The following is an 11,747-nucleotide window of genomic DNA, read 5'->3' on the forward strand; positions in this document are numbered from 1 at the left end:
CTTGGCTCGCTCACAACCTGCATGAGAGGCTTCACACGTAAGCAGAATGAAAAAAGGCCGCTAGTTGTTTAAAGTTACAGCGAGAACTGTTTTGGAACTAGGGTCTGAGCTCATTAGCTCAGACCCAATCGCGTTCTACGAACTGATTAAAAACGGTATCGATGCTGGATCGAAAGATGGCGTAACTATCTTATTTGACATTGTCTTGCCGCGCAGAGATCTTGAGGAAGCTAAAGCACAAATCAATCGCGCGATTTCGACTGATCAATTTGGCCCTGAAGGTGAGACCTGGGACTTTGAAGAGCTGAAGAATTGGATTTCCGCGAAATTAGTTACAGAAGCCGGGGTGCTTTGGGATCAGGCCGCAGAACTGATTGAGCAGAGCAGAAAATTTGAAGATCTCCTTCATGCCCTTGATAAAATCAATGGGTTAAACACGATCACCGTCAGGGATTCTGGCTCTGGAATGTCGTTGGATGATCTGAGCTCGCTTTTTCTCGTCATCGGCACACCTTCGCGTCGCAAAGACATTGATGCCGCCATTTCGGATGGGGCGTCAGATACACCTTATCTAGGAGAGAAGGGGATCGGGCGCCTCTCGGCGATGCGTTTGGGAGACGAACTGTCGGTCCGTACGGCCCAAAGGACTGATGAACATTTCAGTCTCATCAACATAGACTGGTCCGCTTTTGATGACCCTTCAAAAATGATCGAGGACATTGAGATCAAACCAAAGCGGGGTGCTGAAAAGCCGAACCCTGATTTTAGCGGTACAGACATCCGTATCCACCGCCTAAACGCTGACTGGTCGGAAAAGCGCGTAGAGCGGCTTGCCATAGATGACTTGTCTCTACTCGTGAATCCGCTGGGAAAGAAAACCCGTCAACGGATTGCGGTATTCTGGAACGGGAAACGGGTAGCGATCCGTCGCTTGGAGCGGAGCTTTCTGTCTCACGCAAATGCGGTCGTTCGGGGGTCATACAAAGTTAGCGAAACCGGACCGGAGCTTGAGCTGCGTATCGAACTCAACAATCTTGGATTTAAGCATCCCAAAGAAATTAGTATCGAAACAGCGACGGCGGACGTTCTACATGGCGCATTGGTTGGACCCAAAGCCAAACGCCGCCGCATGAACAAGCGAGACATAGACTACACAGCACTGCGTTCAGTTGGTCCGTTTGACTTTGAGTTACATTGGTTCAACCGCTCGATACTCCGCAAAGGTAAGTCGACGGGCGACTACCAAGCCTTACGCAATCTTCTGGATCAATGGATGGGTGTCAGGCTTTATAGGGATGAGTTCCGAGTTTATCCGTATGGTTCAGAAGATGACGACTGGTTAGAGCTCGACAAGACGGCCCTGGCCTCAAAGGGGTATGCCTTGAACCGTATCCAGCTTGTCGGGCAAGTCGAAATAGGTCGCTTATCCAACCCAAGCCTCATTGATCAAACTAATCGTGAGGGTCTTCGTCAGACGCCAGAAGAGGCAATTCTCAAGGAGACAGTACAGTTCGCGGTCGAACGTCTGCGTGATGAGATGAATCGTATCACCCGGGAACAGAAAGACGCCAAAGAACCCTTCATTGTAGATGAAACAAGGACTGTGGATCTCGAGAAGCGAATGAAAAATACCATTCGCGCGATCAGCAAAGTTGTGCCAAATGAACATCGCAATGCCGTAGAAGAATTGGAGCTTATGCGAGAAGAATTTTCTCGATACGCGGCGCAAGCACGCGAGCGGATTGCAGATATGGAAAAGGACGCCGATCAGATGCTTGTTATGGCGGGGATTGGCTTGATGGTCGAAGTTGTTGCTCACGAGCTGACTCGGTCCGCCGAAGATGCCCTCGATATCCTCAATGGACTACGCAAGAAATCTGTTCCCGACGAAATCCGTCGTCGGTTGGAGAGTTTACGTGCCTCGATGAACAGCATTAGCAAGCGTCTGCGCATTCTAGACCCTTTAAGCGTCACCGGACGACAGCGGAAAGAACGCTTCAAACTCGATGAACTCGTGGAAGAGATTATAGAGGCGCACGAAGCCCAATTTGAGCGTCACAAGGTCAAGCCCAACGTCTTGTTACCCGACAAGCCTATTGAGATATCCGCCGTAAAAGGCATGGTAGTTCAGGTTTTGGAGAACTTGATATCCAACTCCGTTTACTGGATGGACGTTGAAAAGCAACGCAAGCTCTCGCTAGAGCCCGAGATAACAATCGTGGTGGAAGACAATCCACCTCGCATTAGATTCAGTGACAATGGCCCCGGTATCTCAAAGCAATACCGGGATCGTATCTTCGATCTGTTCTTTTCGCTCAAAGACAAAAGCCGACGCCGTGGGCTGGGATTGTTTATTGCTAAGGAGGCAGCAGAGCACAACGGCGGTAGCCTGACATTGGATCCAGATATGACCAACTCTGAGGGTCGGTATACGACTTTCGACTATCGCGTGGTGGGCGAGGGAGCATGAACGATCGACGTCAGGTAGCGAATGCTGGTCTCCGATCCGCTATTATCGTGGACGACGGTTACGATGTGATCCCACTGGTTGATGAACTAAGAGACGAAGAAGGCTGGGATAATTTCTTTGATGATGTTCAGGTCGGCGACGAGGATCGAATTATCGCTTTTTATCCGGACTTCGATATTGGCGATCGAGACCGGCTTAAACAAGAACAAGGATTTGTTACGGCCCTGTGGGAGAACCGCAACGCAGTAAACGACCTCTTGGGCGATTTGTTTGCCAATTATGAGCAGAAGGCGGCCGATAATGCACCCTTCCTTCGGTCGGCAGAGGCGGCACTTAGTGCGCTAGGAATTCCGTTTACGACTCATGGGCGTGACTTCGTTGCCGCAGCCGCATCTGCTGATCTCATTCTCATCGACTTGTTTCTGGGAATTCAGCAAGGCGCCCGAGATAGGGAGGTTACGGTTGAGCGCTTGAAAGAGGTGATCGACATGCGGAATGGGCCCCTCCCGTCAATCGTATTGATGTCCCAGATACCGACAATCGATGACCTGGCGAAGGAATTTCGCAATGATGTTCAGCTTCACGCGTCGGCTTTTCGTTACGTCCGCAAGAACGATCTCTCTGTCCCTGGGCGTGTTCGAGGCCTGATTCTGACGCTCGCGGCGCATCGCTCAGACAGCCTAGCCTTGGCAACATTTGTCGATACGTGGGAACAGAAAGCCATTGAAGCCGTAGGAAAAGCAGCTGCCTCACTGCGAAAGATCGATATCGATGATCTTCAGCATATTCGCACCATGCTCTTGCGTTTCGAGGGAGTAAATACTTCAAGCTATATGCTCGATGTATTCGATCGTGTTTTACAGTACCAAATCGAAGCACATGACGAGGTTCTCGAGGCCGCAGTTCCGCTTGATGAAATGGCTGACGATCCGCCACCGTTGATGATCTCGAATGATCGCGACACTTTTTCGATTCTGGAACAAACATTATTCGTTAATCCCTCCCGACGGGCACATGCGACAGGTGCGGTATGGCCAGTGACCTTCGGAGATATCATTGGGCCGAGACTCGGAGCTCCAGACAAACCTCGCGGGTTTTTCGGAGGTAGGAGAGATTTGGTATTCTTCGTCGCGTCGCCAGAGTGCGATCTCATTCGCACAGATGGTTTGAAAACTGTTTTGCTCGTTGCCGGAACGCTTGAGGAAGTTGATATGGCCAAACCTGTTCTCGGTGTATCAGGGAATACAACTCCGATCCTCAACTATGCTGGTGTTGGGCGCTTCCAGATTACTTGGGACTTCGGAGATCTTAGAACAATTGGCTTGTCGCGGGCGAAGGGGCTTTTGAGACCCGGTGGTGACGCAACCATTTTGGGACGTCTTCGGGATGTTACGGCACTAGGTTTGAGACAACAGCTGCTTGGAAATGTCGGTAGAGTAGGTGAAATGGCACCTCTCCCACGATCATTCGCGTTTGATGCAGAGGTACATTTTCCTCAAGCAGACGGAACGGTTGCACGGCTTGCTTTGCCGGATGGCGTGCAAATTCGTGGCAACATGTTGGTCCCACGCAAAGCGCGTTCCGCGAACCTCGTTCTCGACTCGAACTGCGAGAACGAGTTAACGCGAGCGATTTTGGACCTCGATATCGCAACTGTTCATCAAAGCAGCCGTGCCCGCATTAGCAAGTTGAAGGAACAAAGCCAGCTCAGAAAGCTGTTTCGGTCAGGACTTCAGTGGACAACGCTCCCCTTGCAAGGTGCGCGTGAAGCTGAACTACTGAAGGATGGTGAGCCGTTACCCGATGAAGACGACAAGAAGCCAAAGACAGAGAAGATCGGCAAGATCGTCTTTGAACCGGATATCGTCGGTCAACTGGGTGCCGATCTAAGAAAGGCGGGGCTCATTTTCAGAATCAACGTCGAGGAGGTACCCGCTTAAGTCTGGCTAGGGGGCTTTTCCCTACTCTGCCGACTAACGAGATTTACAAGTGTAGAAATTGTTCGAAGGCTTAGTCTCGTGTCAGCTGGATAAAGTACGGCCCCTAACCAGTATTTCTTGGCCAACTTCGATGCGATATTGCGCAGGGAAGAAGTGCATCATCCAGCGCTTGAGAATTCTCCAGGCGTCAGTCGGACTGATCATTGATGACGCATCGATATACTCTGCGATCAAGTCGGCCGCTTGAGTATCCGAAACCCCTGAACTGCTGGCAGAAACCACTTTTTGGACGACTTCCAACTTTTGGAGCCGATCTGCAACGTACTCCAGGAACTGTTCCTCCGAGTAACCTTTGGGCGGACCCAGTGTTCTCAAATCGCGTTGTGCGAACTCGAAGGCCGACCGGACCATCTTTGCCTCGTCAAGCTCGCCGGTATACACTTTGAATAGCCGTTCTGGCGACGGGCAGAGGGGTATCCATCGGAAAGTCGGATCATCGTCGTGCTCAACATCGATCGAGGTTTTCTTTGGACGCTGAGCCGCCAAGTCTGCGGCCTGGTGCGCGATCTGATCACGCAGTTCGACTGTCACTGAGACGCAGCTGCTCATTAAGGATGTTTCCCACGCCTGGAGCTCATGTAGGTTCATATCTAGCTGAACAAGGAGTTCGAGATTGGTCGGGAGGCGCCAACCGAGTGCTCGCCCGGTCAGATTTGAGGAGCCGAGGAGACAAGATTGGTCGGCCCTGAAGAATTTGGCATGCAGGTTTGGGTGCCTCCAAAGCTGCGCGTTCTCGCGATCGGTAATGACCTCGAAGATCTCCAAGTCACAGACGCCGTCTACGATATCTTCGGGCCGCCAACGCGTTACGCAGTCGATATGGAGCCCTGCCGAGATTGGGATGGCGTCCAATACCCGCTGGAGCGCATCGACCTTAATGAAGGGCGCAACGAGGACAACTCGCTCTTTCGCCGATGACACTAGTTCCAGCAGTTGGTCGCCCAGCATCTCACCCGCCATCAATCATCCTCGCCATCGTCCAGGAAGAACCGGGTCATCTTGCCCCACTCTTGACGCATGTCCGATAGGCGTTGCTTATGCCTGACTTCTTCCATTTCGTAGCGAGCCCAAGCCGAAAACACGATGCGCAGTGTGTCAGAAGCCATGTGTACGCGGTCGAGCAGTTCCTTTTCGGTATCTTCTTCTGTGTCCGGGTTCAGCGCTCTCACCAGGTTTTCGTAGAACGGATGGTTGGAATTGAAGATAACGTTGGTGACACCGCCTTGGACGCTCTCCACGTTGAAGAACGCATAGCCTTCCATGGCTTTTTCGAGGAAAGCAACCTTGCGCTTTCTCGTAAGGATGGCGTCAGCAATGGCTTTGGCGACGTCGTCGGGATAGTGCTTGTCGTCCTTCAAGTCGTCTTCATAGGCATCCCGGTCATCGGCTCCAAAATCCTCCGTGTCTCCTGGCGTCTCATGTCCCTCGTCCGCACGCTGACGGAATTTCGAGGTGACTGTGTCTTCTACGCCTGGTTCTTCGTGACGTTTGCGACCGCCCGTGCTTCTTGTGCCTTTCGTCTGCTGTTCTGTTCTTTTCCTCAGTTGGGTGATCTGTTCCCGGATGTGCTCGACGATAGGGATTAGGAGCGCCCGCGGGTCACCTTCGCTGCTCGCTCGTTCAATGAAAGAGGAGCGGCTTTCATTTTCTTCCGCGTCGGCCTTCCAATCATATTGGGCCAGTTGCGAAAAGATCGTCGCACTTTGCTTGTTGTTCGTTACGCCGAAGATTTCGTCGAGCGTGGCAGGGAATTCGACCTCAGCTCCCCACCATCGTTCGGTGGGATCATAGCTGTTGGTCCAAGATGTATCCAAATCGAGTTCACGACCTTCTCGAACGATCGAAAGGCCGAGGTTCTTCATGGCATGTTTGCCATACGGCTTTGCGCCGCGATTCAGCCCGTCATCAGGCACGGTTTCCGGCTTGGCCCAACTGAATCTGACAAATACTTTATGCTGCTTGCCTCCAAGATCGATTGTGAACTCTTCGTCGTTCTCGCCCCAACGTTGAAACATTGCAACCTTGTCAAAAGGTTCGGGAGTGGAGGAGTTCGGCATAAGGTAGAGGGGATCATTGACAACCGCCAACCGGCGGCCGGTGTTCCCACCCTCTTCCACCCGTACGAGATGAATGGCGACACGGCCATCGTTAATGAACTTGCGATACATCCGGCCGATGATCGCCTCGGTGTTTCGCAGGGTCGCCTCAGCGCCTCGCCATGTAAGTCGATACTCTTCAAATCGCGACCAGACCACGAGTGTACCGGAGGTCCCCAAGATTTCGGACCGTTCGCGCCATTTGCTGGGAAGGGCTGAAGGAGTTGGCGGCGGCACCCGATCTTTCACACCGCTTTGAATGTCAGCGACATCCAGATAGGAATGAATGGCATTGTCCGGCCCGTTCGTCCAAGTCCAGACATCCAAACGGCGACATTGCGAAATTGACGAGTTTGGAAGTCCCATGCCGAACCGTCCAATGCCAGCTCGATCATCCAGGTGAGTGCCGTTTCCAAACTGCAGAGCGATGGCCAATGTTCGTGCGGACATGCCCTTGCCGTTGTCGATCGTGCCGATTTCCTGCAGGCGAAGGCGCTGCTGAGAATTTACCTGTTCGTACTTCTCGACACAGATGAGCTCAACTTCACTGGCGTCAGCCTGAATTGAGTTGTCGATCAGCTCTGCGAGAGCGTATGCGGTATTTCGATACCCACTATCGCGCATCGCTTTTACGGCGAGTTCCGGTGGAATAATGAACCCGGATTCAGTGGTCCCGTCGCTAACAATTTCGTTCATTCCAAACATCTTCCCAATTGCAGAAAGCGTCAGCTACATCTCCGAAGCCGTGCATTTCAGTATCCGTCACCGTGACAATCTCTGAGGTTTCATTTCCCCCAGCTCTTACACCTCGCGTAGCCCGGCCCACCATTTGGCTAAAGAGAACCAAGGATTTGGTCGGGCGGGCAATGATGGCCGCGCTCGTTTGCGGTGCATCGAATCCAGTTGTCAGAACGCCATAGTTGAACATCACAATAGGTTCCGGCGCCTGGCTCTTGAAGCGTCGAATTGCCCGTTCGCGAGCCGCCGGAGCGGATTCTCCGGTGACGACAAGTGCTTCGGTGCCGCGTGCGACCATGATGGCTGCCAGCATCCTAGCGTTGGCAACCGATGGGGCAAAGACAATGACGCGGCGATGGGATGACACGAGATGCTCGCACTCTGAAATTATCCTGAGGTTTCTTTGTGTGCTTTGACCTAGTCGCTCCAGAACGTCCCCCGGCACATCAATCGCCTGTGACAGGCCCTTCATGTCCTCTTGTGACAAGTCGAGTCCGGCCTGCACATTCAGAGTCCGGAAGTGCGGACGGGCAAGATAGCCTTCTTCCATCAGATATGTGACCGGGTCGGGGTGGCCTTCGATTTCCAACATTACCTTTTCACGACCGAAGAATTCGGAGAGCTCTTCGTCTTTGCTCAAATCATCCCAGGTTCGTCCGGGAGTGGCCGTAAGGCCAAGGAGACGCGTCGTCGCCCGTTTTGTTGCTAGGGCGTCAAGTACAGAGCGATATGTTGGAGCGATCGCTTGGTGTGCCTCGTCGATGATGACCAAAGATACTCGGTCAGCCAAAGTGAGCAATTCATTCACCGAGTTCTTTTCCAATGCTGACATTTTACCTAAGCCAGCGACAACTAGCCCGTCCTTGGCGTTGGCAAGATCGACACGCTTGTTTCCCCAAAGCCGCCAAAGCCCGACATCCCTGTTGCCAAGGAAGCGCCACGACTTCTGAAACTCATCTGCGGCTTGATCGAGAAGCTCTATGTTCTGGGCGAGCCATACGACCAGTGTCGGCTCACTGGCGCTCAGGTGGGATGCGACAAGGTGCATTGCGGTACGTGTTTTTCCTGCGCCTGTTGGCATGTGCAGGACACCACGGTGGGGGCCCTCGAAGAGCATCCGTTCAGTGCGCCTTGCCGCCACTCGCTGATGCTCAAAGAGCCCATAGCCGACGGGCGCGCGATCATTTCCTGGTAGCTGCGCCCCTGGGGCAGTCGGGTCATCGATGACCCCAAAAAAGGAAAGCAATGCTGGGAAGTTCTCTTCGTCCGACGCGAGCTTCAGTGCATCATCGAAAGGGTTTCGCCCGGCTGGTGTCCCGAGTTTTGTGCAAAGCTCGCGCGCCTTCTTCAGCGGCATCAGAGAAATCACGGAGTCCCGCAACGTATCGTTCTGCAGCGTCTCGGTAGGATCCAGCATGTTCACTGCCAACGCAGTCAATTTCTTTGAAGTGCTGAAACCCGGTTCTAACCCATCCAGAATGTCGAGCATTTCGTCAGGAAGAAGCGCCTTTACCCTCCCGGGCTTCGCCAGCATTAGAAGTTTGGAAAATGCAAGGCCCGGCGAATCCAAATCAATGTCTGTATCGGATGACATGGCCTGCTCGCTGCCCTCTCAATCGTTCTGGAACAATTGCTGGCAGGTTACGGTGGTTCTGAATAACGCGCCACCTTGAAAGCAGAATTTGCTTCCGTTTCGTCATAGAACGCTTGTTGCGAAGGATTAGCATACCCTCGATCAAGACGGTTGGGTGCGTGAATCAAGTCGGTAGACTAGATAATCCTTACCGTCTGCCTAATCTCCCCAACCTAGAAAGCTGTGCCAGCATCCGAGCGCCAGTTCCGGTCCCGTCGCCGGCAGGAGATGCAGTTGGCCCACCCGCTGTATTGGGCCGGCGTGGCAACGCTTGCACACCGAAGAATTGTCGCGCTCGAAGGGCTGCGTATTCAGCCCCGGTTGCACCCCCGATGGCGTAACGGTTGTAAACCTGTTGGCTACCTGCCAGCCCTCTGGCGAACGCATAGCTCCCCCCGAACCCTGCCGAAAGTGCCGGCATCATGATGTTGCCGGAAATTGCCCGAACCAAAAAGGGCGTTGCAATGATGAAGCCTTTTGCCATCAGCACCATCATGAAAAATGGGATAAGGGCCCCTATGTTCGAGGCTCCCTCCGGGTCGCCCAGTTCGGCAAGAAGAGCCCGAGAAACCCCCGTGATCGTCGCGAACACGCCAGCTACGACGATCGGATACATCGCAAAGGATATGAGTGCCGAAAGCCAGCGCGCGAAGTAGTCCTTGGTCACCTCGAAAAGGGTCAGGAAGATCATGACCGGCGCAATGCCGATTAGAAGAGCGATCATGAGCCGTGACGCCACAACAATGAACGCTGCCAACCCGCCCAAAATTGAGAGCAGTAGGACGCCGAGCGTGTCCAGCAAGGCACCGGCCATCCAGTTTAGCTCAGATCCCGCCGCGTTCAGATAGTCCCCGAGGGCTGCGATCAGTTCGTCGAATTCCTCCGCAAAGGTTCCGGACGGACCTGGTGATCCGCCGCCGACAGAAGCCACAAGGGCCCCGGCAATGCTGTCGATCCCATTCAGTATCGCTGAGGCAACCGCATTGAACTGGACCCAATTGGCCGCGAAGACTCCTATCAGCCCGACCTTCACGGCCAGCCAAAAGGCAGTTCGGCCGTCCATGGCGCGATACTGGTAGATCATGTTGATGAAGACCAGAATGACAACCAGTGTTGTGCCCAGAACCAGCAACGTGCCCACCGTTGCTGCGACCGCGCCGAATTGCGTCTCGGCAGCGGTATTGAGATAGCCTTCGGCCGTTTCCACGAAGTAGGTGACGACACTCATGGATACCTACCAGTTTCCAGCGGCTTCGCAGATTGGCATGGCTTTGCGTCGAAGCTCATTTGCTTGGCGCCGGTATTGGGACGTCGCTTCCACGATGTCCCAGTATTCGGACGAGGCGAAACGCTCAACGTATACGCGTTCGGCTGCTGCCCAAGATGGATACCGCGTGGGACATTCACAGCTTTGGGCTTCAACGATGCGTTGCATACTCTGCGCCCGATAGATTTGTTGGATCAGGAGCCGTTTGTGGGACTCGCGTACATCGATGTCTTGCATCCACTGTGGCTCGGGAGGCTGGTCTGGGCAGACATTCGGCTGATTGTCGAGCGTTGGGACCAGGTTCCGCTCGGCCACGCCAGCGGTTGGGCAGAGAGCGACGAGCAGGCCTGCCGTTGCAACGACCCGCATCATTCTGAAGCCGCCTTCGTCGCAACAGTTTCACGCTTCAAGAACGTGGTGTAGCCGTAGTCACCCGCTTCGGCGGTGATGACTTCCCACCCCTCCGCGCCGCGCTCATTCAAGGCGCTTCGCATCGCGTCGTAGTCCTTTTGTTTTTTCACCTCAAAGAACAAGATATCGTATTCAAAGTTCTTCATGAGGAAGTTCCAATCTCAGTTGCGCCGGGGAGGTAGAATTCGGTGATGCCGCGTTTGCCGTCATGGCGGCCGGCCTGGATGATCACGTCGATGGAGTTCTCGATGTACTGGATCATGTCGGCATAGGTCATCGGGATTTCGGTCTTGAGTGCTGCGATCGCAAGCCGCTGCACGGCCAGTTGCGGGGTTTCGGCATGAAGCGTGGTCATGGAGCCGCCATGGCCGGTGTTGATGGCTTCCAGAAACGTCATGGCCTCCTTGCCACGCACCTCGCCCAGGATGATCCGGTCGGGGCGCATGCGCAGCGTGGCGGTGAGAAGCACATCGGCGGTCTGGAATTCTGCGTCGCGATTGGCGATGAGGGTCACGGCATTGGGCTGGGTCGGCAGAAGCTCGGCCGCTTCCTCGATGGTGACGATGCGTTCCTCGGCCGGCACATGGGCGAGGATCTTGCGCGCGGCCACGGTCTTGCCGGTGGAGGTGCCGCCCGAGACGATCATGTTGAGCTTGTTCTCGACGCAAAATGCCAGCGCATCATCGATCACGCCCGCGGCCACGACGGCGCGCAAGGCGCGCTTCTTATCCACGCGCAGGTCTTCGAGCTTTCGCTCCTTTCCGTAGAGGAAATCGAGCGCAATGCCCTTGAGTGGCAGGCTTGAGAAGAACCGCAGGCTGATCGACATGGCCGAGAGCACGGCGGGCGGGGTGATGACCTGTGCGCGGATCGGGCGCCCCTTGTAGGTGATCGAGACCGAGACGATGGGCCGGTCCTTGCTCATGGTGGTGTTGGCGGAGGAGGCGATCTGGTTGCCGAGATCCTTCACTTCTGTCGCGGTCAGCGTTTGATCCAGCGCCCGCATGAAATGATCGCCCTGGAATTCGCCCCAACAGGTCCCGTCGGGGTTGATGCAGATCTCGATGACGTCGTCGCGGGCGGCGGCGTCGATCCGGTCGAGCGAGGTTTCGAGATAGCTCAGCGACATGGG

General features: G+C 54.3%; 8 protein-coding genes. 2 read left to right on the forward strand and 6 right to left on the reverse strand.

The genetic code is table 11. The features are described 5' to 3' along the window. Positions 1-64 precede the first annotated feature (64 nt). Both P775_RS18945 and P775_RS18950 read left to right on the forward strand, forming a co-directional pair. The gene (locus P775_RS18945) at positions 65-2,470 is read left to right on the forward strand and encodes a sensor histidine kinase (protein ID WP_099912469.1); all 2,406 of its coding nucleotides are present in this window, start codon (positions 65-67) and stop codon (positions 2,468-2,470) included. Further along, entirely contained in the window at positions 2,467-4,410 is a 1,944-nt protein-coding gene (locus P775_RS18950) for a hypothetical protein (protein WP_099912470.1), read from the forward strand. The genes P775_RS18945 and P775_RS18950 overlap by 4 nt, the downstream gene beginning before the upstream one ends. 81 nt (positions 4,411-4,491) lie before the next feature. On the opposite strand, the gene P775_RS18955 is transcribed toward P775_RS18950, so the two are convergent. The 6 genes from P775_RS18955 to P775_RS18985 all read right to left on the reverse strand — a co-directional run bounded on the left by P775_RS18955 (position 4,492) and on the right by P775_RS18985 (position 11,744). Further along, on the reverse strand, positions 4,492-5,430 hold the full coding sequence (locus tag P775_RS18955) for a phospholipase D family protein (RefSeq protein WP_099912471.1): 939 nt from the start codon (positions 5,428-5,430) through the stop codon (positions 4,492-4,494). Then, positions 5,430-7,262 (reverse strand): ATP-binding protein, encoded by a 1,833-nt coding sequence (locus tag P775_RS18960; RefSeq protein ID WP_099912472.1) that lies wholly within the window; start codon positions 7,260-7,262, stop codon positions 5,430-5,432. Before P775_RS18960 ends, P775_RS18955 begins: the two co-directional genes overlap by 1 nt. Further along, positions 7,246-8,898 (reverse strand): DEAD/DEAH box helicase, encoded by a 1,653-nt coding sequence (locus tag P775_RS18965; protein WP_218967728.1) that lies wholly within the window; start codon positions 8,896-8,898, stop codon positions 7,246-7,248. The genes P775_RS18960 and P775_RS18965 overlap by 17 nt, the downstream gene beginning before the upstream one ends. 187 nt (positions 8,899-9,085) lie before the next feature. Then, entirely contained in the window at positions 9,086-10,165 is a 1,080-nt protein-coding gene (locus P775_RS18970; RefSeq protein WP_099912473.1) for a TrbL/VirB6 family protein, read from the reverse strand. A gap of 407 nt (positions 10,166-10,572) precedes the next feature. Next, on the reverse strand, positions 10,573-10,761 hold the full coding sequence (locus P775_RS18980; RefSeq protein ID WP_099912475.1) for a hypothetical protein: 189 nt from the start codon (positions 10,759-10,761) through the stop codon (positions 10,573-10,575). Further along, positions 10,758-11,744 carry an ATPase, T2SS/T4P/T4SS family gene (locus tag P775_RS18985; RefSeq protein ID WP_099912476.1) on the reverse strand — a complete coding sequence of 329 codons (987 nt, stop codon included), beginning with the start codon at positions 11,742-11,744 and terminating at the stop codon, positions 10,758-10,760. Before P775_RS18985 ends, P775_RS18980 begins: the two co-directional genes overlap by 4 nt. Positions 11,745-11,747 lie beyond the last annotated feature (3 nt).

The organism is Puniceibacterium antarcticum (genome assembly GCF_002760615.1).
Classification (GTDB): Bacteria; Pseudomonadota; Alphaproteobacteria; order Rhodobacterales; family Rhodobacteraceae; genus Puniceibacterium; species Puniceibacterium antarcticum.

Coding starts and splice junctions, on each gene's coding strand:
- P775_RS18950 (WP_099912470.1), top strand. CDS start 2,467: ATGAACGATCGACGTCAGGTAGCGAATGCTGGTCTCCGATCCGCTATT.
- P775_RS18955 (WP_099912471.1), bottom strand. CDS start 5,430: ATGGCGGGTGAGATGCTGGGCGACCAACTGCTGGAACTAGTGTCATCG.
- P775_RS18960 (WP_099912472.1), bottom strand. CDS start 7,262: ATGAACGAAATTGTTAGCGACGGGACCACTGAATCCGGGTTCATTATT.
- P775_RS18965 (WP_218967728.1), bottom strand. CDS start 8,898: ATGTCATCCGATACAGACATTGATTTGGATTCGCCGGGCCTTGCATTT.
- P775_RS18970 (WP_099912473.1), bottom strand. CDS start 10,165: ATGAGTGTCGTCACCTACTTCGTGGAAACGGCCGAAGGCTATCTCAAT.
- P775_RS18980 (WP_099912475.1), bottom strand. CDS start 10,761: ATGAAGAACTTTGAATACGATATCTTGTTCTTTGAGGTGAAAAAACAA.
- P775_RS18985 (WP_099912476.1), bottom strand. CDS start 11,744: ATGTCGCTGAGCTATCTCGAAACCTCGCTCGACCGGATCGACGCCGCC.